Genomic DNA, 24,598 nt, shown 5'->3' on the forward strand with positions numbered 1-24,598 from the left:
ATGCAAGCGATGTGCAGTTTTATCGGCGTACTCGACAACGGCGTCGCCAGCCTGAGCCAGGAGGCCTTACAGGTATTACGCGAAGCCAAACATGTCATTGCCGGTAGCCGTCTGCTGGCAACGCTGGCTGATGACATCATTGAAGCCAGACACTACGACTTAACCGGGCAACTCAAACAAGTGCCGGACTGGATCAATGCCGCGTTGGCACAAAATGAAGCGGTCGCGGTACTGGCTACTGGTGACCCCTTGTGTCACGGCATCGCCGGGTTTCTGGCCGGCAAACTGGAATCCAGCCGTGTGCGTATCCTGCCCAATCCGAGCACCCTGCAATTGGCATTTGCCGAGTTGAAATTGTCTTGGCAAGCCGCTGCTATCGTTTCGATCCACAATAAAGATGCTGGTGAATGGCTGCGCGGGGCCACGCCGGAGCATGGCTTGTACGAATTGGCTCAGCGCTGCCGCCAACACGATTTGCTGGCGATATTGACCAGCCCGGACAACACTCCGGCGCGTATCGCCCGCTTATTGCAAATCGAAGGCTTGGCCGATGTGTTCGAAATGGCGATTGCCGAAGCCCTAAAACAAGCGGAACAGCGCGTCAGCGCCTGGCTGACCATCGCTGAGGTGGCTCAAAGCCGTTATCTCGATCCCAACGTCGTCATTCTAAAACGCAAAACGGCTGCGCCCGCACCGGTACTGTTCGGAATCAGCGACGACAGCTTTCAGCAGCGCAAGCCTGAAAAAGGCCTGATCACCAAACGCGAAGTGAGGGCTGTATCGCTAGCCCGCATGCAGCTGACAAGAAGCAGTATTGTCTGGGACATCGGCGCCGGTTCCGGATCGGTGGGTCTGGAGGCCGCGCGGCTGTGTTCGGCTGGGCATGTCTTTGCCATCGAAAAAAACGCCGATGACATGGCCAATGTCGAACAGAATCAAGCCGTCTGGGGCATCAGCAATTACAGCTTCGTGCATGGCAAGGCTCCGCAATTTCTCGACACTTGGCCCGATCCGGATGCGGTATTCGTCGGCGGTTCCGGCGGCGAATTGGCGGAATTGATTGCCTTGTGTTTAGGGCGTTTGCGCCCGGCGGGTTGGCTAGTGATGAATTTCGTCACGCTGGAAAACCTGTCCACCGCCGTCGAGACCCTGAAACAGCTCGGCGCAGACTGGGACGTTTGTCAGATTCAAGCTTCCCGTAGTAGCCCGATTCTGGCCATGCATCGCATGCAGGCCGAAAATCCAGTGTGGATCGTATCGGCCACCCATCCTTTACAGCCTAAAACCTGCGGTCAAGATGAACACTAAACTCGGCACCCTCTACGGCGTTTCCCTTGGTCCAGGCGATCCTGGGCTCATTACTCGCCGCGCCTGGGATTTACTGACCGGTCCGGGCCATTGGACTTATCCTGTGCGCAAAAAAAACAGCGACAGTTATGCCTTGGACATAGCCTTGCGCGCCGGCCTGGAACTGCCTGCCGAACATAGCGAGCTGCATTTTCCGATGACTCACGATGCCGAGATTCTGGCCCGTTACTGGCTGGATGCAGCACAAACCGTGTTGGCAATATTACAACGCGGCGAGGATGTGTTGTTTCTGGTGGAGGGCGATGCATCAACCTATTCCACTTTCGGCCATTTGCAACGCAGTGTTCGTGCCTTACAGCCGGAAGTTACAGTCGAAGTAGTGCCGGGGGTGTCGTCATTTCATGCCGCTGCGGCGCGCAGTGGCGAACCGTTGGCGGATGTCGATGACACCATCGCCATAGTACCGGCGGGATATGGTATCGCGCAGATCGAGCGCATGCTGAGCGACTTCGATACCTTGGTGTTGCTCAAGGTCAAACCGCTGCTGGACGACATCATCGATCTGTTGCGCCGCCGCGATTTGCTGGCTCATGGCTGGTTCGTGGAAAAAGCCGGGGCGCCGGAAGAACGCATGGTGCACGACATCGCCAGCCTTGAGGGGCAAAAGGTCAATTATCTGTCGTTACTGATCATCAAAAACCCAGGCCGTCAGCGCAGCGAAATGCAACGCGGTTGCCGCAAGAAAAAGGACTCAATCGATGAATGAAGTGCGTGTCGCCCTGGTGGCGATTACCAAACACGGCGCCGGGATTGCCACTCGCCTGGCGCCACAACTCCCCGAAGCGGAGGTGGTGGTGTCGGAGAAACAAGCCGAGCATTTGGGTGATTTTGCTAATTCGCGCCGGGTTTATCAGGGGGCATTGAGCGCGCAAATCGGCGATCTGTTCGCATCCTACGACCAAATTATTTTTCTGGTGTCGTTGGGCGCGGTGGTTCGGCTGATTGCGCCGCATCTCAAATCCAAGGATGAAGATCCCGGTGTGTTGGTGATCGACGATGCCGCCGAATTCGTGATTCCGGTGTTGTCCGGCCATATCGGTGGCGCCAACGCCTATGCTGAAAAAGTTGCGGCTTTACTGAGTGCAACGCCGGTGCTGACCACTGCTTCGGATGTGGGCAAAACCATTCCGGTGGATATTTTGGGCCGCGAACTGGGCTGGCAAGTGGAAGCCCCTAAGATCAACATCACGCGTGTGTCGGCGGACGTGGTCAATCAACTGCCGATTGCCTTCGTGCAAGAAGCCGGTAGTTCAAATTGGTGGACGCGGCCATCGCCGTTACCGGCCAATATTCATCTGTTCCAGCGCTTTGAGGACGTCAACACCGAACAATACCGGTCGATTCTATGGGTAACACACCGGGCAATCGATCCGGCTGTTTGGCAACAACTGGCTGAGCGATTGGTGGTGTATCGGCCGCCCAGGGATCAAGCGTAAGCGTATGAAAGTCATGATTGGCATGGGTTGCGACCGCAATGCCAGCCTGGAAACCTTACGGCAAGCCTTGGCTCAGGCTTTGTGGCAATGCGGGCTAGGCGTGTCAGCGGTAGCCGGTTTGGCCAGCATCGACAAAAAAAACGACGAAGCGGCCCTGTTACAACTGGCCCAACTACACCGTTGGCCGTTGTTTTTTTACCCGGCAGAAGTCTTGGCCGCCATTCCGGTACCGAATCCATCCGAGGTGGTCATGAAATACATGGGTACACCGGCGGTGGCGGAAGCGGCGGCACTGAAAGCGGCCAATGCCGAGCTGACGGATTTACTGGTCGAAAAACATAAATATTGCGGTGTGGACGGCAAGAACGCCACCGTTTCGATAGCGAGAATTAAATGACAAAAGCAGGCAAAATTTTACTGGTGGGTATCGGCCCCGGCGCGCATGAGCACATGACTGCTCGCGCTCGCCAAGCGATTGCGGAAGCGGATGTGGTGATTGGTTACAGCACCTACATCAAACTGGTGCAAGACTTGCTCGATGGCAAGGAAGTCATCAAAAAAGGCATGACCGAAGAACTGGATCGTAGTATCGAAGCTTATGAACATGCCAAGCAGGGCAAAATCGTCGCTATGGTGTCGTCCGGCGACATCGGCGTTTACGGCATGGCCGGACCCACTTATGAACTGCTGCTGGACAGTGGTTGGACGCCGGATGATCCGATTCAGGTGGAAGTGGTGCCCGGTAGTACCGCGTTGTCGAGTTGCGCATCCCTGGTCGGGGCGCCGCTGACCCATGATTTTTGTTCGATCTCGCTGTCCGACTTGTTGACGCCCTGGCCGGTGATCGCCCGCCGCCTGGAAAGCGCTGCGCGCGGGGATTTCGTGGTGGCTTTGTATAACCCGAAAAGCGGTCGCCGCACGCAGCATATCGTCGAAGCGCAAACTATATTGCTGCGTCATCGTAGCCCGGACACGCCGGTTGCCATCGTTAAATCCGGTTATCGTGCTCGGCAACACATCCAGCTTGTTCGCTTGGTGGAGATGGCCGATTGCGACATCGGCATGTTGACCACGGTCTTGGTCGGCAACAGCAGCACCTTCGTCCGTGCAGGGTTGATGGTGACGCCGCGCGGCTATGCCAATAAATATGACGCCATGACCGGCGTAACCCGAGCAGGCGAACAGGCGGGTCGTTCGCTGAGCATGGGCCTGGAGGGCTGGAAAGCTTGTGTGCGGCAATATTTGCGCGACACGCCCAAGGTGACATTGCAACAGGCGGCAGCATACTTCGCGCAACCGCTGGCGGACATTCTCGATGCCGTCAGCCAGTCCACGCCGGGCGATCAAGCCGGCATGTTCTGCGCGCAACGTGCAACCCCAGACAGTCATGAACGTTTACTTGTGTCATTCCAGGGTTGGGGCAAACTACGCGCCGTGGTGCGCAGCGAAGCGGGCGCCGTAGCGGAATTGCTGATCAACGCTGCCGATTTGCAAAGCAAAAACGGCTGGATGAGTATCGTCAACGACGCTTTTCATTTTCACATCGACTGGCGCAAGGCCCAGCAGATCTGGTTTGTGAGCCGACAGAATCAAGCCTATGGCATTCAGGTACTCGATCAACACGGCGACGCCTTATTCAACTTATGGTTAGTCGCTGACGAAGCAGGCTTCGACAGCACAGCCCTACAACATTACCGCGATGACCGAGCGCAATTTAGCGCCCCAACTGTTCTGGAACCTACCCACCATGACTGATAACACGACACCTATGCCAGAAAAACCCAAAATGGGTGACTACAAACGCCACTTGCTGGTGTGTACCGGCCCCCGCTGCACCGAAAATGGCGAAGCGCAGGCCTTATTCGAAACCCTGGGGGAGAAATTTAAAGCGGCCGGCATTGATAAAGGCGAACTCAGGGTTAAGCGCACCCGCACCCACTGTTTCGCCACCTGCAAATCCGGCCCCATCCTATGCGTGCAACCCGATGGTATCTGGTATTACAACGTCAATGAAACCAATTTACAGCGCATCATTGATGAGCATTTGGTGGGCGGTCGACCTGTCGAAGAGCTGATTTATCATCAAAGTACTTGCTCGGTTCCATAGCAGTAAAACAAAGCGTTATGGATTATTTTCCTCTTTTCTTAAAAGTTAAAGACCAAACGTGTTTGGTGGTAGGCGCTGGCGAAATTGCGGCGCGAAAAATTGAATTACTGCTCCGGGCTGGAGCCAACATCGTCGTTGTTGCTATGGAAATTGGTGGCGCGGTAGCCGCTATGCAACAGTCAAATCAAATCGTTATCCGTCAAAAAGCATTTACGCATGAGGATATCGACGGCATGGGACTCGTGGTTTCCGCTACCAATTGCCGCTCCACGAATGTAGAGATCTCCAAGTTGGCGAATCAGCGGAAAATCCCCGTTAATGTGGTTGATGATCCGGCGTTATGTTCCTTTATATTCCCGGCCATTATTGATCGTTCGCCCCTACTTATCGCCATATCCTCAAGTGGTGTATCTCCCGTATTAACGCGACTTTTACGGGCTAGGGTGGAAAGTGCCATTCCGGCATCGTTTGGCCTGTTGGTGCAATTGGCTGAAAAATTCAAATTATTGGTCAAACAACGCATTCCACAACCGAGTCTGCGTAGAGTTTTCTGGGAAAAGATTTTACAAGGGCCAGTGACTGAATTAGTTTTTGTAGGCAAGCAGAACGAAGCGGAAGAACTGCTGCGGTCGCAACTGCAGCAGGCTGACCCTACAGCAAATCAGGGTGAAGTGTATTTAATAGGTGCCGGTCCTGGCGACCCCGATTTATTAACGTTTAAAGCCTTGCGTCTGCTGCAGCAGGCAGACGTTATTGTTTATGACAGGCTGGTTTCTATAGAAGTGCTCGATATGGCCCGACGGGACGCCGAGAAAATCTATGTCGGCAAACAGAGGGATAACCATAGCCTACCGCAGGAGTCGATTAATCAACTGTTAATTGATTTAGCCCTGGCCGGCAAACGGGTAGCCCGATTAAAGGGGGGCGATCCTTTTATCTTTGGTCGTGGGGGTGAAGAAATCGAGTCCTTTATACAACTAGGGATCAGCTTTCAGGTTGTGCCTGGCATTACTGCGGCGGCAGGCTGTGCAGCCTATGCGGGCATTCCGCTGACCCATCGCGATCATGCTCAATCCTGCACATTTGTCACCGGCCACTTAAAAGACGGCAGTATCAATCTCGACTGGCAGCAATTATCTCGTCCCAATCAAACCATTGTGATTTATATGGGACTGGCTGGATTGGCAACCATCTGCCGATCGCTGATCGAGTACGGTTGTCCGGCCAATCACCCCATTGCCGTCATTCAGGAAGGCACGACCCGAAACCAGCGGGTTTTAACCGGAACACTAGCGGATATGCCCAGTCGCGTGGAACAGGCCGAGATGACGCCGCCGACGCTGATTATTGTCGGTTCGGTAGTTACACTCCATCAACAATTGGACTGGTTTCAGATGAACTTATAAACGCCAGCTCTTTGCATTGATTATCTTTGGGAGGCTATCAAATTTTGAATTGATCGGTGGTTTAGCTTGAAATAAGCGCAAGAGCGAGAGCGTTCGTCATTACTAATCCTTACCTTCGAGGAACGGCAAAATAGGCAATATGTTGATACTGAGTGTCAGAATAAGCTTATGAAGCAGACATCCGGTAGAAAAACCTTGATGGTCCGGTTATGGCCGGGTCGAGCCAAAGAGAATGCAAAGTTGCTTGCCGAAATGCTGCCATTCGCTGAACTTAGGAATGGAAAATTTCGTCAGCATCCTCGGTGCCCGGTATTGGCCTTGACTGCCACGAGTAAACCTCCCCAGAAGTCAGAGCAGTGCTTAGCTTCTGATTCTGGGTAGGTGTGGGTTTTATATCATTTTTCGCAGTCGTATCGACACCGCCTCAGGCGAGTCGCTAGTTCAACTTCGCTGATCCTACGTTTGCCTAGGGGGCCGAGGAATCGTTTCTGTGCCAATACCTTTTATAGCAATCCATGCTCCGCGAATGAATACACGTTTTCGCCGACGATGAAGTGATCAAGTACGCGAACGTCAATCAAGGCCAAAGCCTCTTTGAGTTTCACCGTAATCACGCGGTCGGCCTGACTGGGGTCACTAATCCCTGATGGGTGATTGTGCGCCATAATCAAAGCCGCCGCATTATGGTGCAGCGAGGCCTTGACCACTTCGCGTGGATACACGCTAGCGCCATCGATCGTACCTCGGAATAATTCATCGCAAGCGATGACGCGGTGTTGATTGTCCAAAAACAAACACAGAAATACTTCGTGCTCGTAAGGCGCCAATTTCAACTTGATACAGTCCTTAGCCTTGTCTGGACTGGTCAAGGCTTCGCCTCGACTGAAGTTACGGTTGTAGTGTTGGCGCCGGGCGAAAATTGACCAACCGTACCGGTTGAAATTTGACTAGGGGCGGGGCCGGTTTTTGGAGTCGCCGGCTGTGGATAAGTGTAAAGGAATCGGATAGCAATCGGTAGCTTTGCCATCCGATTCCCATCAGGATTTTTAGAACGGATTCTCCTCGTACAAGATATCTTCCGGTGTTTTGCCGCTATGTTTGGCTTTCTCTCTGGCCTGTATGCGCGCCTTGGCTTCTTCAGAGCTTTGCCGGAAGCGGTAGGATTCATTGCCTGTTTCGATGATGTAGCAATGGTGTGTCAGCCGATCCAGTAACGCGGTAGTCATTTTGGCATCGTTGAACACACTGGACCATTCGGTAAAGGTCAAATTGGTGGTGATGACCACGCTGGTCCGCTCGTACAGTTTCGATAGCAAATGAAACAGCAAGGCGCCACCGTCCTTGGAAAATGGCAGGTAGCCCAGTTCATCCAGAATGACCAAATCGACTTGCATCAAGCGATAGGCCAATTTGCCTTGGTTGCCGGCGGCTTTTTCCCGTTCCAGTTGCGTGATGAGATCGATGGTGGAATAGAAGCGGACTCGCTTACCTTGGTCAGTAATGGCTTTGACGCCCAAAGCCGTGGCCAAATGGGTTTTGCCGGTACCGGTGCCGCCCACCAATACCACGTTATGCGCGGCATCGATAAAGGCGCCGCCCGCCAGTTGTTCGACTAAGGCGCGATCGGCCTTGGCCTGCTCAAAGTCGAAGCCGGCCAAGTCGCGATGCACCGGAAAACGCGCACTCTGAAGTTGGTAGCGAATGGAACGAATATGCCGATCCTCGATTTCCGCTTTCAGCAAATGCCAGATCAGCCATTCCGATGATTGTAAGACCGCACCGCGTTCGCTGGCGACTTCGGCATAAGCGGATGCCATGCCGAAGAGTTTGAGTGATTTCAATTCCGCTTCAAGATCACGCATCGCCCCTCTCCTCATTAACCAGAGCGATATCGAACGCTTCGCGCAATTGCTCATACCGAGCGGTATCGGCGATGGGCGCATCCTTGAGCTGTAAGGCATCCGGCGCGACCACAGTCTGCGGTTCGGCGACTGGTTGAGCCCCGCCGACAAGCGTAGACACGAGATGTTTAACCTGCTCGATGCTGACCACCCCGGCTGCCAGCAAAGATTCCACTGCCACCAACACGGCATCGAGTCCCTGTCGGGGTACGCAGGCCAGCAGGTCGGCCATGATCCGATCACCGCCAGGGCGCTTGCTTAACGCGCGTTTCAACGACAGCAGCGCGTTTGGCATTTCGGTAAAGGGGGCGCCATTACGTAACGCACCGGGCTTGCGTTCCAATAACGGTAAATAGTGTTGCCAGTCATAGCTGACCTGATCGCGATCCAGCAGCCGCACATGGCTGGCAATCCAGGCATCATCCCCATAAAGATCGAGCCGATCCGAATACAGGCGCACACTGATCCGTCGGTTGGCCCAACGGCAAGGCACCGAATAGCGGTTGCGCTTCACCGTGACCAGGCAGGTGCTGGATACACGGGCTAAAAACTCAATGTAACTGTCGAACACGCCGGGCATGGGCATTAACGCAGGCTGTTCCAGCTCAAGCGCTTCTTGGAGTGTCATCTCCTGGCGTTCCGGCCAAGATAGTTCCGTCCACAGTTGTCGGCAACGCGCTTCCAACCAGTCATTTAACTCGGTAAAGCTGGCAAAGCATTGTTGACGGGCATCCAGCCAGAGCCGGCGCCGACTGTCCTGGACGTTCTTCTCGACGATGCCTTTTTCCCAACCGGACGCCACATTACAGAAATCGGGATCGAACAGATAATAAGCCGTCATCGCTGCAAACCGGGTGTTGACGATACGTTCCTTGCCTTTCTGCACCTTGTCGACCGCCGTTTTCATGTTGTCGTATATCCCGCGCAACGGCACCCCACCAAAGGCCTGAAACGCACGGCGATGGGCGTCGAACAGCATCTCATGACTCTGGCTTGGATAGGCGGACAACAAAAACGCTCGGCTGGCACACAGCTTGGTATGCGCAACAAGCAAACGCCGATAAACGCCGCCCACGACCAGCGACTCTTCACTCCAGTCGAATTGAAAGGCTTCGCCCCAACGGAACTTCAGCGGCACAAAGGCGTGTTTGCCGGCATCGCTACTCGCGTCTTGGCGCCAGGCGCGGATGTAATCGGTGAGTTGCGTATAACCGCCGTCATAGCCGGCTTTTTGTAACTCTTCCAGCAACTTCAAAGCGGTCCGTCGTTCCCGCTTAGGACGATAGCCATCGGCGATCAGTGCTCGTTTGAGCTGATCTTCAAACGGGGATAGCTTGGTCGGCTGTGGACAGCGTTTATATTTTGGGTCGGTCTCGCCGGGCATTCGCAACCACCTTTTGACGGTGTTGCGAGACAGGCTGGTTCGCCTGGCAATCTCGTTGATGGATAACTTGTCGCGGAAATACATCCGCCTGATTTTTGAAAATAAGATCACGGTCATCACCCTCTAAGCTCCTGTCTAAATTTTGGACAGGACAGGTTAATAACCCTGGTCAATTTTCAGCCGGAATTCGGCCTCTTACATGGTCAATTTTCAACCGGCGTCAACACGGTTGTAGATCTGAATGGCCTCCAAGATGACATCCTGTTCATCGGCCATACGGTAACGATTATTGGTTCCTCGAATGTATAACATGGGCTTTCTCCCGAAATCTTAAAAATTGGAGAAAGCCGCCCCTTCCGGGGTAGACTTTCTCCGGAAGGGTTGTCAAAAAAATTCAAAGCGTCGTCAGCGATGCCTGCAAACGTTGACCGTCGGCAGCGCAATTTCGCGAAAGACGCTTAAGCTGACGCCATTACGGCGTCAGGTGTTTGGAAATACTTGCTTGTTACGTGGTCTCGCCAAAAAACCAGCCAAAAGCCACGTGCTCACTCAGTCACGGCCGTCGACCCGGTTGGGTTTCGACTACATTTCAGTAACGGTGACGACATCGCCATCCTTGCCAAGCACGATTTGAAAGGTCCTGGAAAACAAGGCAGGACAACTACCAAATTTCGGCAGCAGTCGTTGCAATGCATCCGCAGGCTTGTCAGCCGTGTTGGCCACCACGAAGTTATGAAAATCCCATTCATCGGTTTCCTTGGCGGATTCCATGAACGTATCCCATTCGTCGTAGTAGGACGATGCCTGGCAAACCACCAACCCGGATGACTCCCGACTGGGTACGATGAAGCAATCCTGATCCTCGTCATACACGGCATCCTGATCGATGTCGATGGACTCGCCATTGAGGGTTAACCGGTATTGTTCACAAAAGACCGCCTGACCACTCACCCATTGCCCCGCAAAAAAAGCGCGGTGCGTTTCGTTGCCGATGTCCAAGGTGATGGCCGGCGAGTTCAAATCGACCAGGTACGAAAATAGCCAATGCCTAGCATCCAACCCCGGCCGAAACACCCGATAATCCATGTGCCAAGAGAACATCCAGCGTAGCGCACCGACCTCATCGAGATCATCTAGATCGGCGACTTTGACAAGGCCGTTTTCCACATCACTTCGACTGACCGGTTGCGAAACCGCAGCCAAATTCACTCGGCTGCAACCTTCCTTGATTGGATAGTCCTGAATGATCGCCAATACCTGTTTGGGCAATAACGGCACGTCATTCAGTAAATCCAGACAGCGGTAAGTTTTCAAGGTGTCGTAACCAAGTACAAACTCCTCCACCAATAGCTGGCTCTTGATCACTTCCAGGCGTTGCCGGGCTTCCCGTTGCAGAACCTGCTTAATCTCGGCAATCACCTGCGCTTCGTCGATCAACTTATCCCGATCCGGCAACCGTGCGAAAAACCGGCTTGAATCCAAATGGATGACATGACCGGGGTCTCGTTCATGGTGACTGTGATAGACCGGCAAACCTTGCAGATACAGATGAAAATACTCTGATTGCCGCAACCAGTCTTCGCTCTGGGACAAGCCATACAGATACAGCTCACCCAGTTCGGTCTCGATGAACGGTAGCGTTGAGTTAGCCGCTCTCGGCCGATCCAGGCTGACACCGTTAAAGCGCACCTCAATCGGAAATGCTCGCGCCAGGCGACGCAACTGAGATTCAATCCGCTCCGCGTCCGGTTTAAACTGGGTCAATGTCAAGCAGGTAATGCCTTGCCAGTCGGCGGGTTCGATGACAATCGGTTGAAAGGCCAATAGCTCAGCCGTATACACCGAAAATCGACCGCCTTTGCTGTCTACGCTGATGGCATCGCAGGCAAAAATGGCCGACAAAAAGCCGATGCCAAACGGATGTTCCCGTTCGATGACATCAATATCCCAGCCAGACTCAGCCACGGTCAGTAACGATTTCAAACAGGCAATGCCGCAGCCATCGTCACACACCGTCAAGGTTCGAGTGTCTTCAACATACTCGAAGCTGACGAATGTGGCGCCGGCGCGGCGGGCATTCTGCATCAGTTCGCCCAGAACCGTGGTGGACTGGGTAAAGCTGAAGCGCAGGTTGTTGATCAGTTTTTCGGGGTTTACCGATAATTGTGTGGTGTTCATGTGAGTTCCTCAAAGTAAAAAGCCCCGAGGAAATGACACAGTTCGACCCCGACGGGGAGAACGGATCATCTCCCCGAGGCGGGTGATACTGGCTAGGTTAAGTCCCGGTTTAACACCGATTTACGATGCCAAAGCCAGGTCTGTAGTCGATGGCAGGCAGCCCGTCCATTCCAGCAAGCTGGATTGTGCGTTTTCCAATACCGCATCGGGATCGATACCCCGACTGGCTAGTACCGTGCTCATTGCTTGGGTTAACAGGCCATGGCCTCTTTCCCGTTCCGACTCCCCGCCGTGCTTGATAGCCCAGAAGGGATCGAATCGGATAGCTCGGCCATCGCATTTGCACTGCTTGTTCACTTCGGTGTGAAACGCCTTATCGAACGCTTCGGCCTGTTCGAACTGCTGCCAGAAACCTTTCCCAGCTTGCATGTCCACCGGCGGTAACCAGCGGCGCTGGCGGCCGACCCAACGGTTCATTCGGTCGATCAAGATTTCGCTTTTCGGAAAAAAGTGGATGGTACCGACGCCCGGATAATAGCGAACGTCAAAGTAACTGCCACCGATCCGTTGTCCGACCCGAAGCGCGTGAAAATGCTGCCGAAACACCGATACCAAACTTACTTCCGCTTCGGTCTTGCCGTCGAGCAAGGCAAATACCTTGTCGAAGTCGGCCAGCAGCCGTTCCGATTCCCAGTTCAAACCATTCTGGTAAGCACTCGAGCCATGACCCGGCAGAATGAAGCGCGTGGTTTTGATCCGCATACCCAGCGTGCGATGTTTATCATTGGATTTCCAGCCCATGTAAAACACCGCGTTATCGCTGTAATAGCGGGTGATCAAATCGAATACATCGCATACCATGCTCAGTTGAATTTCACCTTGCTGATCGATGATGCCTTGCAAAAAGCCGTAGATATTCGGCACGGTAAATTCCAAGGACTTCACCGTTTCGAAATCCGATTCCAAGCGTTTTTGCGCCCCCGATGACAAGCGTGATGTGACCTGCGTCGAGCGTAAAATGCTGACCCAGGCCCGATTCTTCAAATCGTGATAGCGTTTAAACAGCGTCCGCTTCACCGCATCCGAAGACGACTCGTCTTCACTACTGATACCGCCACCGCTCAGTTCGCCGAGAGTTTTACCCAGCATGGCCCGATAACGACTGGCTCGGGCTTCACTGAATACGGCTTGGCGCGCGGCTTCGACCGCGGCATTGAACATCAGTACCGCATTGTCGATGAAGGCGTTTGGTAAGGCCAACTCGTTGGGCATTTGAAACTCACCGGCTAAATCGTCGGCCTCCCGCCTATCCTGGCACAAATCATCCAGAATACAGCCGAGGATGTCCTGCTCAAAGGTTGAAGTTTTCCTCAACCAGACCAAGGCCACCTCGACCGGTGTTTTGCGTTCGGCATCCTCGCCGGCGAACATTTCTGGCAGATACTCGACCTCGCCGTGCTGCTCGATCAAACGCAATAACAGCTGGCGTTCTTTCGAAAACGGATTGCGCACGGTTTCGGCATTGAGAATGGCGACGATTTCACCGTCGAATAAGATCTCCCAAGCCTTCAACACGTGCTTGGCCCCGTCGGCAAACGGCGGATTCATGATGATGTGCGAATAGACACTGCCGCTTTGAAACTGCAGAAAATCCATCCCCACCACGGCAAATCCTTCATCGCGCAGAACTGCATGTTTGCGGATATCGATTTCAATGCAATCGATCGGCAAACGTTTCCCGTATTGGTAGGGTACTGAACGAAGCAAATGTCCTTCGCCTGCTGAAGGCTCCAATACCCGAGTGAATTGTTGGTTCTTGAACATCGCCCAGGCTTTACGGCTCAGTGCTTCTGGCGTGGGGTAATATTGATAAGGGTCTGTCATGGTATTCTCCAAAGAAGCCCCTGACGACCGATTTATCCCTGGCGGGATAGAATCATCCCGCAGGGGTAGAGTGAAAGACTCGGTTTAACCGAGTGTCAAATATGAAAACGGCGCGTCAGATCAACGCGAACCGCTTACCTAGAATGAAGTCCTGATACTGCCGGGCTTCGGTTTTTGCTTTGAATCGGGCATGTACGCTGCCGTCGATCCAGATTTCCCAAGGCAAGCGTTTAAGCTCACCTTTCACCAATTCCACCACGCCAACCCGAAAGTCGTCGTGTTGGTAAAGCACTTGGCGGGGACTGTCGACACGGACGATGCACTGATCCAATAATGCTGGACCACCAACATCACCCGGTTCGATCAACAGCGGCACTTTGATACTGCCGGTCGATCGACCAATCCAGCCGATGACATCGTGCTCGTCGAGCCACGATTGACCAGTGGTTGGATCGCCGTAATACAGCCGAATTTTGCGCCGGCTATGGCGAAGCTGTTCCAACAACTCGACCACCGGTTCCGGTGTATCGGCGTGATAACAGGTACCGGATGGCAAGCGCTGATACTGGATGCAATGACCCGTACTGAAGGTGTGTTCAAAGATTTGTGTCATGATGTTGTCCTCAAAAATACGGAAACATCACGCATCCCCAGCAGGAATAGGACATTCCCGTGTGGGTGGATAAAAAAGAGTGCCGAATCGAATGACGTGGCTAACTCAGGTTTTTGCAAATTGCGCGCTTAAAAACCGCGCGCACTTTTCAGGATTGGATCTCCAGTACAGGTTTTCCCAAGGCTTGTAAGGCCAGAGGGATTAACTGATCTAAATTTTCCCAATCGATACTGCCGCCATTGGCTTCGCCTTGTTGATAGGCTTCAACCAAACCGCGGCAAACTTGCATGGCCGCTTGCTCATTCTTCAATTGCCGAACCGAATGATCCGGTTCCGGCCATTGTTCAACGGCCACGCATTCCCAGGCCAAGCTTTCATCGCCCGACCCAAGGTATTCGTCGGATAATAACGGCATTGCCGCGGTGTCATCCCAAATGCTGGCATCGTTGAATGCCTGCTCGGCAAGTTGTTGAGCCGCTTCGGGACTATCCGCGGTGATACCGACCGACACCCTATGCACATAGTCGATTTCGTAGGAGACTACGAAGAACCGATTCACAGCCGCCGCCGTGACATTAGCTGAGGCGGGTTTTTCGTCTGGCAATTCGGTTTCCACCGATTCACCCTCGATCAATGCGCTTTCATAAGGCTCGATCTCCTTGTTGCAGTCCGGACAGCGATCGTTACAGCCGCAATCCCACACATCCTCCCATTCGGTTTGGCAGTAAGGGCAGCGGTACTGATTCAGATAGCGAACCGTGCTGTTTTCGACAGCGGTTGTGCCAACGATGGGTTGGTTGATTGTTTTCATGGTCATGTTCTCCAAAAAATGCAGGAACGACCACCCGGCAGGATGATGTTCCTGCAAGGGTAAAGTCGCTGAATAAAGCCGAAAATCGGCTTGCGCAGCGGGGTTGAATTCGCGCAAAAATCGGTATATGGTGGCTAAAACTCATTAAAAAGCAGAGAAATAGCCATGTTTGACGATATTTTGCGCATTTTTGATTTCCTCAGTCCTAAGCAGACGGAAGAGACGTATCCAAGTCGAAAACCGATGGCGATTCCGGTCGACGAACCACTAAAAGTCATTCGACATTGCCAACAAATTTTCCAAAAATTGGATGTTTTGGAAGCCGACGTGCTCAAGCGGATTGATAATCCTGAACAAGCCTGGCCGTTTCTAAACAAGATTCGACAAATTCGTCGGGAAACCCAGAACGACTTGTTGTCGTTATTGCCCGAAGGTCACTGCCTACTGGCCGATGACTCCAGTCAATACGGAATTCCGGTTCGCAGCATCAATACTGGAACCGGAACCACGCTAAAGGTGTTCAATGGCGGGCTTGCTGATTAACCGGTAACGCGTTGGCATTACCTTTTAGCGCTTCCCGCAATTGAAAAACCTGTTGAGCGGTTTTAGTGGACTTGTCGTCCACCATGGCTGATTCGGTCGCTTTTTTAGACCGCCGACGAGGTTTAGCCTCGGTTTCCGCCGAGACGATCGTCGGTTTGATTTTCAAAAGCTCCCGCTCCAATTTGGCGATTTCAATATCCGCCTCGTAGAGTTTGATTGTTTTCTGTTTGGCTTGATATTGAAGCTCCAATCGCTCCAACTCGCGATTGGTTTCACGATTGCGACTCTGAATTTCCTGGCGCACCGAATCCGATATCGCCAACCAATCCAAGTCTTCTCGGCTACGTGGCATGATGACCGGTAGCCGATTCCTTGCCAATCGCTGAACACGATAGCGGTGAAACGTTTGAGCTGCGTGTTTCAATGCATGCAACAGTTGCAACGTCGTTGCCCAAATCACTCTCAGAGCGAGAATAAACATAGCCAACAGGATGATGCCGAAAATAAAGTTCATTGAAGTTCTCCTTTAAAAGTTTAAGAAAACACTTCGAATGAACAGCACCCAGCCGGGCGATGGTCGCCCGAAGCGGGTTTTGATTTTCAGTGGGTAGAACCACTGTGATTTACATCGGGCTTAACGCACCCGACACGATCAAGGGAATACCTTGCTCGCCGCCTAATGACGGAACGCCGACCGAAGTCGGATTCAGCATTCTTCGAAAAGAACACATGAAAGGTCTGTTTGTCGAATGGGCTCGTTATATGGAGTGCATTCGACAAACCGCGGTTGCAATCAGTTACCCATAACCACAATCCAAGGCATTGGGCCAAGGATTGGGCTACAGATAACGGACTGAAAATTACGCCGCCAACAACACCGCTTTCGAGAGTTCGAACAATTGGGCTCTCAACTCCGATAGCTCGTTGATGGTGATGGCAACCGGGAATAGATGACTGACATCCAAACCCAAGCCCACGCCGACCGTTTCGATTCCACTATCGCGGCAGCGCTGTAACAGTTCCAGCGTACTCAACGTATCGTTGGGTTGGCCATCGGTCATCACCATCAACACTTTGCGCGGTTCCCGGCAGCGCAGTAGTGATGCCGCACCAAACCAGATCGCTTCGGTCATCGGTGTACTGCCGGTAGCCGCCAGCGAAAAGGCGCCGGTACGGGCATACACACGTTGGTCATGTTCCAGCAAGCGAAACACCGAGTCATCTTGGCGCCCTGGAAACGCAGTGACGCCGGGATTAACCCCAGGAATTCCTTCAAAGGCCAAGGCCAGTGCCAAAGTCGCTTCCAACGCAATCGGCATTCGCGATCCAATCGGTTGCCCTTGGCTATCGGTCACCTGATAACCCATGCTTTCCGATTTATCGAGTAGCAGATGAATCGCCGTATTCGGTGCTGATTTTGCTTGTTGGCGCTGAAACACTTTGGTTTCACCCACTGACAATCGATGTAAACGCTTGCCATCCATCCGCCGTCCACGACAAGCGTGTTGCGAGCGGTTTAGGGTTTGCGATTGCACCAGGCCTTGCAAGGCAGCACGAATTTTTCCCGATTCGCTTTGCACCTTTCGCAGTAAAAACGTACCGGCTCGCTCGTCCATAGGTGGCTCGTGGCCGCTTGGCATGAGCAGTTCCGACACGTTTTCCGCTGCCAACGACAACGCCGATTTCAATGACTCGAATAAATCCTGCTCGATGTCACCGTCTCCGGCGGACAACATCGTTTGCAAGACAGCCATACGATCGGGAATCTCCGTGTTTTCTTCATCCTCATCTTGCGGGTTGGGTGAAGTAGTCTCGGCTGTCGTTGCCAGTTCATCGTCAGGATTTTCCGGATTCGAATCTTCGTTACCGGCCGATTCTGAGGACGGATCGGCGTCAGTGTCGTTGGGTAAGCGTTCATCGGGATCCACTTCATCCTGGGAATCAGGGGTATTCGAATCTTCTGATTCTGCGTCCTGATCCTTATCTTTCGGTTCAGGCGAGGGTTCCTCATTTGCCGATGGCTGTGACTGATTACGCTGCTGTTGTTGCTCGAACTCCTGCTCAATCATGGTCAGGATTCGATCGGTCAAATGCAGGCAATCGGACTCAGAATGCAAGCCCGACGGAACTTCGGACAGCAAGCCTTTCAGTCGCGTTACCGCACCGATTGGAAATGTTGCCTTCAAAGCGGATTCGGTTTCTTCGACCAATGGCCGTAACGCCAACTGACCCAATACCCTGGCACGCAAGCTTTTCAAGACATAGCTGTACAGAATATTGGCTGGATGTTCGTCGATACGGCTGGCGACAAAGTCGCCTTTGGCAATCATCTTTTCTATGACCGTGCGTATCGTCAATCGAGTACCCGGAAAGTCTTTGGCCAATTCGTGCTCAATGCGGACATCTTCTATCGCGTTGCAAAGCCGCCGGCGTAAGACCGAATGCCCATAGCGCAGCGTAAAATCCGAATAGCGAATATGCGCCGCTTCGTGGGCTAACAGTCCCCAGGCGACATCCTGATAATCCGGATCGTCGCCTTCATAGGCCGGTAGCTGAATCGATTTGCCATCGGTATAGGCTTGATCGCCACCGACGCTGACTTTGACGCCAAAGCGATTGCCAATGGCGGCCGCGACGATGGGGAAGGCGTTGTGTAAAGTTCTATTTTTCATGGTGTGCTCCAAAAATTAAGGGCAAACCATGACCCCAGCGGGACAAAGGTTTGCCCCAGTGGGTGAATAGTTAAATGGCGTCAGATCAGAACCAGTAATCCTGGTCGGAATCGTCCGCTTCCTCATCGTCTCCTGCCGTCACCATTGAAGGTTCCGTCGCGTGGTCTACATCATGCGATTGATCGGCATCCTGTTCTGTTTCTCGCTCAGACTGATGCTTACCCAGCAAGACTTCCAAAGCCCAGTCATCCGGTGCCGATTCCGCTTCGAGTTCATCATCAAAGATGCCATCAAACAGATCCGTAAAATCCGGATCGTTTTCAGGCGTCTCAGTGATAACAGATGCTGGATATGCTGGCAGCACGGATGGCTCGGATTCCTCTGGCTTGACGGTTTCTTCAACATCAATACCAAGATCAACGTCAGCATCAGTCTCTAATGCCGGCGCTTGCGCCGCCAACAAACCTTCACCGTGCCGCCGGGTTTTATCCGGATCGGCCAGCAACATCGCCGTGGCGAGAATTTCCTGTAGCAAACTACCTTCTATCGTTCCCCGATTCGGGATCTTGCCGAGCAAGTCGTCAATGGTCGTTACCACTGGTGCTACGCGATGATCCAAAAAACTCAAACCATCGAGTTTGTCGCGGATGCGTTTGATCGGCCTGAGCGCGTTGCGGGTGACTTGTTCCTTGCCGAGTAACGATTGCTCGACCAGCAAGTTGGCGTCCACCGCAATTTCATGGAACATCTGCTCGCTCAACGAACCGATTTTGCTTTCCAGGCGTTCGACCTCCACTTTTGGCAACTGTTCGGGTAAAGCAACCGATACCACCAGGTAATCGAACGTCAAGCGGGTGGCGACCAAAGCCACCGAGTCGATGGCTTTCTCGATGATGCCGGCAAATTCCGGATGTTTGACCATCCAGTCTTGTACCGCGGCATCGTAGCCATCCAAAAACTCGGCCCGTGCCTGAGCAAAGTCCCCGGCGATCCGGTCCAGTTCCGCGGTGACCTGCGCCGCTGCCGCGACCGGTACGATAAACCCGCCCAGAAACCGAGTGCCGACGCGTAAACAAATGCGTTCGGCTTCCTTTTTCAAGCGGTTGAACACCGATAGACGGTCCGGATCGAGCAAGCGCTTCGAGCCCAAACTGGCCAAATCCTCCGGCGGCAACTTGCTCCCGTCGGCCAGGACCAGATCCTCTTTGTTGAGTTTTTTGCGCGCGCCGTAAATGGTGGCGTCGACTTTGACCAAGACCACTTGGTCCAGAATAAGTTGGGTTTGTGTCATGTGTACCTCCTAGGGAAGAAGGCACACTGACCCCATGGGGGCAAATGGCCCCTTCCGGGTTAATGTTAAAAAACTGCAACGAATGGTTCGCCACAGGAATTGAAGGTTGGGACCTCGGCCGATCAAAACCAGTGATCGGTTTGATCGGCCATGGCCAACGCCAGATCGAGCCTGGGTTTCAATAGACCCAAGCTTTCCGCCGCCGGCCGTATGGCCTCGACGTCGGTATCGAATAACGCCAATACATCCGTTTCGGCTTTCAGCTCTGCCGACACGTCACGGCCGCTTTCGGTGGCAATACCGACCGAAACGCCGGGAAACGCGGCATGTTTCAAGGCCATCAACCACAGGCAAGGCAACACCCCGTGTTCGAGGTCGATTTGCCCACTGAGATCGAAGGCTTCATCGCCCTGGCCGGCATCGATCAACCGCTGCCAACCGGACCAGTCACTCACCGCATCACCTCGAGCCTGAGACCAGGCTTCCAGATCGCCCAACCAACGCCGTAGTGCGATACCCATGTCTAGCAAGGTAACGTGTCCGGCGCGACAATCGACATGCCAATACAGCTTGTCGACAGCGATCGACGGAGTCTGGGGCGGCATGGGCGAGGGATCGGCCATCGGCGCGGACCGGGATAAGCGGATGTTGCCGTCGGCATCGATCTCGACTTCGCCGACAAACACATAGCCCTTGGCCTGTTTTTGCCGTTCGATGTCATATTGGCGAATCCCGGTTCGCGTATTGATGCTCGGCAGACGTGAAGCTGTCTTGCCCCAACGCGTCGAGATCGAGCCGTCGGCATTCGTAGTGACGGCCCAGTCTTTGGAACTGCCATCACTATTGCGATAGCGGAACAAATTCCACACGGCCATGGCTACACCGCCCAATCGTCACCGAACACATCCTTGGCGATGCGATGAATCGCTTCGCGTTCGGCGGGTTCGGCACGGAAGGTCAAGGCTCGGTCCAGCGAGTAGGCGAGGGCATTCGGGGCACTTTTGAAGGTCGCCACCAAAGTTGCCCAGCGCACTAAACCGCGTGTCGATAACGTCACCGACAACATGCCGCCGCCGTCCGCACCGCCGATAAAGACTTTACGAATCTGGTTGGCCACTTTGATCATGCTTTCCCGTACCGATTCCGGCATGGTCGGCACCACATCGGCCAATAGCTTCATTTCGTCTTCGGGTTCGGGGTAACCGACTTCCATCAACCTAAAACGATCCAGGAAGGCCAGGTTTTGCCGTAAAACCCCTTGATACAAACCCGACTGATCGCCGCTGCCGGCACTATTGCCGGTGGCCACCAAGCGAAACTTGGGATGCGGGGCAATCACGTCGCCGGTCTGCGGAATCGTCAACGGCTTGCCTTCGACGATTTCATTCAGGCCAATCAGCTCTGCGGGGTCGATGGCATCGATTTCGTTGATCAACAGCACATGGCCCAGGCGTACCGCCAGGGTCAACGGGCCATCAATCCACTTCATCGCGCCACCGTCAACCAACATGTACTGACCGAGTAGATCATTGAGTTCCAGTCGACCGTGACCGGTGACCGCATGCACGCCCCAATGGAGACGCGCCGCGACTTGCTCCAACAACGAGGTTTTACCCGAACCGGTCGGACCAGTCAGGTATAAGCCGTCGCCGTTATGCGCGCCCAAAAACGCCAACACATCCCGCAAGTGATCCTTGCGAAACACATACGGCTTGACGGCCGGTACATAGGGGTTATTGGCCGGGGCAAAGCCTTCCACTTTCATGGACGCCGGGGCCTGAATGCCGAAGGTGTCGGCGATGGAATAGTGTTGATACATGGTGAGCTCCTCGAGGACTAGCCTCAGAAAACAAGGGGCGCACCGCCCCGAAGGGGTAATGAGCCCCAACGGGTGAGTAAAGCCCTGGTAAACCAGGGTCGATAAAAAATTAACGCAACTGCATCACGCAATACATTGCCCATTCGGCACGGGCCAACAGCTCCCGGTCCATCAAACGCACGATGCGCTGAATGTCGCTTCTCAAACCGGGGTCCAAGATTTGACGATGCATCTCCAGCAACACACGCTTTTTGGCCTGAATGTCGTTGCTATGCGCAACGTTCAACCAGCCCTGCAAGGTTTTCCAAAAGTCTTGATTCATAATGACCTCCTTCAATCGATAAAAGGGGTCACCGGGTCCCGTGAGGGTGATGAACCCCAACGGGACAAACTAAAACACCAGGCTTGACGCACCTGGCACACGAGGCAAACGCTCATGCCGCTTAACAACGGAACGCCGGTCGAAACCGGATTCGGGATTCCACGAAGGGAATGCCTGAACGATGCGGGTTTTGGGTTGGGTTTTACGGCAAAGCCCAGCCTAAAACCGACATGCCTTAACTGAAGGATTCCATGAAGTGTCCGGCGTTAACACTCTTAGCCGACTGTCATCAATGAACATCCCGTAACCACCAGGGTTACAGGATGTCTTGAAACGAACCATCAAAACCAAAAATCCACACCGGCTAGGTCTTTCAAGGCCTGAGCGTCGAACGGTACTTCGGCGTGTTTACCGTCATCGTCCCTGCAAGTCACACGGACTCGCGTGGCCGACGGTTTTCGGTAAACTTCCAGCGCAGAGGTCTGAACATCCGGTTGCAAGGCGTGAAGTGCGGCCTTGTAATCGATGGCGCCCTGGCTTTGAAACCGGCTGATGCGTAGCCCGGAATGCTCCGCAGCCACGTAATCACCCATCAACCTCACCAAAGTGTCTTCAATGCGCGACTGCTCATCCTTCAACTGGTTGAGTTGGCTGTTGAGGTCCAATATAGTCAACTCCCGTTGCCGATACGTCGCCGCCAGTTGTTGCCATTGCCGTTCCGCCTCGCCGTGCGGCAAATACAAATCGCGTTCAGGATCCTTGTGTGGTTCCTTTTTCGATTTAACTGCCGACCAGAAATCCATTGCCGTTTCGACCAACTCGGTGAGAAAGCGGTCATCGCGCTGAATTTCAAACTCGATATCCTGGCTTTGATGGTAGAAAAACAAGAAACCACGTTCGGCATCAGCGACCAGCAATTGCTGCTGCACCTGGCACCAATACAACTGATAGGCGGCCGAGGCTTCCCGATTCAACAGCACATCCAGAAACGTGGTCTCGTGCGGGCATTTGATTTCTACGGGCTCATTCGCGTCGGACAAGCCGTCGAACGAGGCGCGCATCAAGGGAAACTGCTCCGACTCGCCGCACAGCGGTAACAACATCAGATCGTGTTTGTCCTCGAAGCGTTGCAAAGCTTCGGGCTCTTGCTGGATGCCGGCGCGGATCAACGGGTTGTTGTCCAGGCTGGCTTCCAAAACCAGGCCGATTTTCTCGGCCCAGAGACGCCACGGGGTTTTGTACGGCGAACGGTTCATGACGATGGCTGCTTCGCTGGCACTGACACCTTGTAAGCGCCACTGCCGCCAGGTATCGGAACGTTGCGAAACGTCGATGACCTTCATCGCGAAAATCCGGTCAACTGCACCTGGCAGCCGAAACGTACCGTCTCGATGCCAAGCTTGTGCAGCTGGGTCTGGCAACGCCGGGCCCAATAGCCATCCCCGAAAAGCAACAGCAGTTCGTCTTGGACCGGCAGACACACGCCGCCAAAACTCTCGGCAAGTGTCGTCAGTTCTGGTTGGCTCAAAGGTTGCGGATTCGGTTCGTTGCCCTGGGGTCGCCACAGGCGTTCCAGAAAGCCCCGGCCGTGACGGCGTAATACCGTGGGGGAATCGTAACGTTGCCAGTCGGTATGACAGGGCACGCGGTTCAATGATTGATCGTTTGTGTTCATGACATCTCCTGATAAAAGAAGGGTGTCATGTCCAACCCCGTGGGCGAAACATGACGCCCTCGTGGGTGGTTAGGGAATGTTGGGTAGCAGCGTATTAGGCGGCGTTACCCAAGGTTTGACGGGCCTGATTTATGGCCATGTCTTTCGCGGACAAAGGTGGCATACCGGTGCTGTCGGTTTGGTTCAAGGCTTGTGTTGCCCTGGGATCAACCTCCGATACCTTATCCAGCTCGGCCAAAGCAAACGTCAGATCGATGCCTTTGAATTTTTGATTGGCATAGTCGTAGGCCGCTTTCCAGGCGCCTGCCGCCGCAGTCCGTCTAACCAACTCTGCGACCGCTTTTTGCACCTTGGGATGGATTTGCGACAGGTCGATCACGTGCGGTGTAGGCTCGGATGCTCCCGTAAACCGATCATCAACATGGCCAACATCGGTTTTCCAATGCGTCGCCTCGCCATCGATCACGGTACCGTCGACGATATCATCGAGCGTTTTGCCATCCATTTCCTCGGCGGCATAGCCGCATTCCTCCGGAAACGCCGCCCGCAAGGATGCCGCTTTACCGCATTTGGCCAATTGCCCCTTGGGGCGTTTGATCCACATCGCGGTCGGCACTTGCGAGTTTTTACCTCCGGCAGTGCTGTAGGCTTCGAGCCAATAGACTTCCTCGGTAAAGGCGCAACGTTTGCCGCCGACGATCCGGTACACGGTGACCGCTACCCATTCGGGAAAAGTCACGGTGACACTGGATTCCTGCCATTGCTCGTTGTCGTCCTTGTAGCGCCCGGTAAAGGTTTTGGTGACATCAGGGCCCCAAACGGGCCTGTCCATGCCAGCCCAAACCCCGGTACGCGACGCAGTAGTCTGAATTTCCATGATGGATGGCCACACGGTCTCGACATTGCGGCCTAAGGCTGCACTCCACATCGGCACGATATGCACCGGCTTTTTGAAGATGTCGAGCTTGCGGGCTTTGCAATAATCCAGCGCCATCAGAATGGCTTCTGGGGTTTTCGCCGTGGGAAAAGTGACTTCCGTCAGCACTTTCCAGGACTGCTCCGACAGGCCGTAGCTCTGTTGCACAACAGTCGGCATCGGCAGGTCACGGGTTTTGGGTAAGGTATTACGGTTGTTTTGGCTCATGGTGGGTCTCCTTCAATAAAAAAAGGGAACGCCATCACCCGCCG

The 24,598-nt window shown here is 53.8% G+C and carries 24 protein-coding genes; 8 read left to right on the forward strand and 16 right to left on the reverse strand.

Features of this window, described 5'->3' with window-relative positions:
- Genes MKFW12EY_RS05475 through cysG form a run of 7 tightly spaced genes read left to right on the forward strand, consistent with a single transcriptional unit; the run spans position 1 to position 6,317 of the window.
- The gene (locus tag MKFW12EY_RS05475) at positions 1–1,308 is read left to right on the forward strand and encodes a bifunctional cobalt-precorrin-7 (C(5))-methyltransferase/cobalt-precorrin-6B (C(15))-methyltransferase (protein ID WP_054758274.1); all 1,308 of its coding nucleotides are present in this window, start codon (positions 1–3) and stop codon (positions 1,306–1,308) included.
- Complete coding sequence (cobI, locus tag MKFW12EY_RS05480) at positions 1,298–2,074, forward strand: precorrin-2 C(20)-methyltransferase (RefSeq protein WP_064042309.1); 777 nt, start codon at positions 1,298–1,300, stop codon at positions 2,072–2,074. Before MKFW12EY_RS05475 ends, cobI begins: the two co-directional genes overlap by 11 nt.
- Positions 2,067–2,804, forward strand: coding sequence for a cobalamin biosynthesis central domain-containing protein (locus MKFW12EY_RS05485; RefSeq protein ID WP_054758202.1), 738 nt, complete (start codon positions 2,067–2,069; stop codon positions 2,802–2,804). Before cobI ends, MKFW12EY_RS05485 begins: the two co-directional genes overlap by 8 nt.
- Positions 2,805–2,808: 4 nt before the next feature.
- Positions 2,809–3,201 carry a cobalamin biosynthesis protein gene (locus tag MKFW12EY_RS05490; protein ID WP_064042310.1) on the forward strand — a complete coding sequence of 131 codons (393 nt, stop codon included), beginning with the start codon at positions 2,809–2,811 and terminating at the stop codon, positions 3,199–3,201.
- The gene (gene cobJ / locus MKFW12EY_RS05495; RefSeq protein ID WP_054758203.1) at positions 3,198–4,559 is read left to right on the forward strand and encodes a precorrin-3B C(17)-methyltransferase; all 1,362 of its coding nucleotides are present in this window, start codon (positions 3,198–3,200) and stop codon (positions 4,557–4,559) included. Before MKFW12EY_RS05490 ends, cobJ begins: the two co-directional genes overlap by 4 nt.
- Positions 4,552–4,911, forward strand: a complete 360-nt coding sequence (locus MKFW12EY_RS05500; protein ID WP_054758204.1) for a (2Fe-2S) ferredoxin domain-containing protein — start codon at positions 4,552–4,554, stop codon at positions 4,909–4,911. The genes cobJ and MKFW12EY_RS05500 overlap by 8 nt, the downstream gene beginning before the upstream one ends.
- Before the next feature lie 17 nt (positions 4,912–4,928).
- Positions 4,929–6,317: a siroheme synthase CysG gene (cysG, locus tag MKFW12EY_RS05505; protein WP_064042311.1), complete on the forward strand. Its 1,389-nt coding sequence runs from the start codon at positions 4,929–4,931 to the stop codon at positions 6,315–6,317.
- A gap of 503 nt (positions 6,318–6,820) precedes the next feature.
- Here the strand turns inward: cysG and radC are convergent.
- From radC to MKFW12EY_RS05540, 7 genes are all read right to left on the reverse strand, one after another.
- The gene (radC, locus tag MKFW12EY_RS05510) at positions 6,821–7,237 is read right to left on the reverse strand and encodes a RadC family protein (protein WP_054758205.1); all 417 of its coding nucleotides are present in this window, start codon (positions 7,235–7,237) and stop codon (positions 6,821–6,823) included.
- A 126-nt stretch (positions 7,238–7,363) separates the two neighbouring features.
- Positions 7,364–8,179, reverse strand: a complete 816-nt coding sequence (gene istB / locus MKFW12EY_RS05515; protein WP_054758206.1) for an IS21-like element helper ATPase IstB — start codon at positions 8,177–8,179, stop codon at positions 7,364–7,366.
- Positions 8,172–9,713: an IS21 family transposase gene (istA, locus tag MKFW12EY_RS05520; protein WP_157199121.1), complete on the reverse strand. Its 1,542-nt coding sequence runs from the start codon at positions 9,711–9,713 to the stop codon at positions 8,172–8,174. The genes istB and istA overlap by 8 nt, the downstream gene beginning before the upstream one ends.
- A 471-nt stretch (positions 9,714–10,184) precedes the next feature.
- Positions 10,185–11,687, reverse strand: coding sequence for a hypothetical protein (locus MKFW12EY_RS05525; RefSeq protein WP_174893214.1), 1,503 nt, complete (start codon positions 11,685–11,687; stop codon positions 10,185–10,187).
- Between the two features lie 213 nt (positions 11,688–11,900).
- Positions 11,901–13,664: a DUF4942 domain-containing protein gene (locus MKFW12EY_RS05530; RefSeq protein WP_221054142.1), complete on the reverse strand. Its 1,764-nt coding sequence runs from the start codon at positions 13,662–13,664 to the stop codon at positions 11,901–11,903.
- 115 nt (positions 13,665–13,779) lie between these two features.
- On the reverse strand, positions 13,780–14,277 hold the full coding sequence (locus tag MKFW12EY_RS05535; RefSeq protein ID WP_054758209.1) for a hypothetical protein: 498 nt from the start codon (positions 14,275–14,277) through the stop codon (positions 13,780–13,782).
- Positions 14,278–14,425: 148 nt separating this feature from the next.
- Positions 14,426–15,145 carry a 14-3-3 family protein gene (locus MKFW12EY_RS05540; RefSeq protein WP_245006441.1) on the reverse strand — a complete coding sequence of 240 codons (720 nt, stop codon included), beginning with the start codon at positions 15,143–15,145 and terminating at the stop codon, positions 14,426–14,428.
- A gap of 108 nt (positions 15,146–15,253) precedes the next feature.
- Between MKFW12EY_RS05540 and MKFW12EY_RS05545 the strand changes: the two genes are divergently transcribed.
- Positions 15,254–15,631 carry a hypothetical protein gene (locus MKFW12EY_RS05545; protein ID WP_054758210.1) on the forward strand — a complete coding sequence of 126 codons (378 nt, stop codon included), beginning with the start codon at positions 15,254–15,256 and terminating at the stop codon, positions 15,629–15,631.
- On the opposite strand, the gene MKFW12EY_RS05550 is transcribed toward MKFW12EY_RS05545, so the two are convergent.
- The 9 genes from MKFW12EY_RS05550 to bet form a co-directional block, all read right to left on the reverse strand.
- Entirely contained in the window at positions 15,609–16,145 is a 537-nt protein-coding gene (locus MKFW12EY_RS05550; RefSeq protein ID WP_054758211.1) for a hypothetical protein, read from the reverse strand. The genes MKFW12EY_RS05545 and MKFW12EY_RS05550 overlap by 23 nt on opposite strands.
- Before the next feature lie 346 nt (positions 16,146–16,491).
- The gene (locus MKFW12EY_RS05555; RefSeq protein WP_221054143.1) at positions 16,492–18,303 is read right to left on the reverse strand and encodes a VWA domain-containing protein; all 1,812 of its coding nucleotides are present in this window, start codon (positions 18,301–18,303) and stop codon (positions 16,492–16,494) included.
- An 85-nt stretch (positions 18,304–18,388) separates the two neighbouring features.
- A complete protein-coding gene (locus tag MKFW12EY_RS05560) occupies positions 18,389–19,594 on the reverse strand; it encodes a DUF3150 domain-containing protein (protein WP_221054144.1) in 1,206 nt (401 codons plus the stop codon).
- A gap of 122 nt (positions 19,595–19,716) precedes the next feature.
- Positions 19,717–20,469, reverse strand: coding sequence for a hypothetical protein (locus MKFW12EY_RS05565; protein WP_221054145.1), 753 nt, complete (start codon positions 20,467–20,469; stop codon positions 19,717–19,719).
- 2 nt (positions 20,470–20,471) lie between these two features.
- Positions 20,472–21,413 (reverse strand): AAA family ATPase, encoded by a 942-nt coding sequence (locus MKFW12EY_RS05570; RefSeq protein ID WP_054758212.1) that lies wholly within the window; start codon positions 21,411–21,413, stop codon positions 20,472–20,474.
- 109 nt (positions 21,414–21,522) lie between these two features.
- Complete coding sequence (locus tag MKFW12EY_RS05575; RefSeq protein WP_054758213.1) at positions 21,523–21,735, reverse strand: hypothetical protein; 213 nt, start codon at positions 21,733–21,735, stop codon at positions 21,523–21,525.
- 341 nt (positions 21,736–22,076) lie between these two features.
- Positions 22,077–23,078, reverse strand: a complete 1,002-nt coding sequence (locus tag MKFW12EY_RS05580) for a YqaJ viral recombinase family nuclease (protein ID WP_221054146.1) — start codon at positions 23,076–23,078, stop codon at positions 22,077–22,079.
- On the reverse strand, positions 23,075–23,410 hold the full coding sequence (locus tag MKFW12EY_RS05585) for a hypothetical protein (protein ID WP_054758214.1): 336 nt from the start codon (positions 23,408–23,410) through the stop codon (positions 23,075–23,077). Before MKFW12EY_RS05585 ends, MKFW12EY_RS05580 begins: the two co-directional genes overlap by 4 nt.
- Positions 23,411–23,504: 94 nt before the next feature.
- On the reverse strand, positions 23,505–24,554 hold the full coding sequence (bet, locus tag MKFW12EY_RS05590) for a phage recombination protein Bet (RefSeq protein WP_054758215.1): 1,050 nt from the start codon (positions 24,552–24,554) through the stop codon (positions 23,505–23,507).
- Between the last annotated feature and the right edge of the window lie 44 nt (positions 24,555–24,598).

The organism is Methylomonas koyamae (assembly GCF_019669905.1).
Lineage (GTDB): Bacteria > Pseudomonadota > Gammaproteobacteria > Methylococcales > Methylomonadaceae > Methylomonas > Methylomonas koyamae.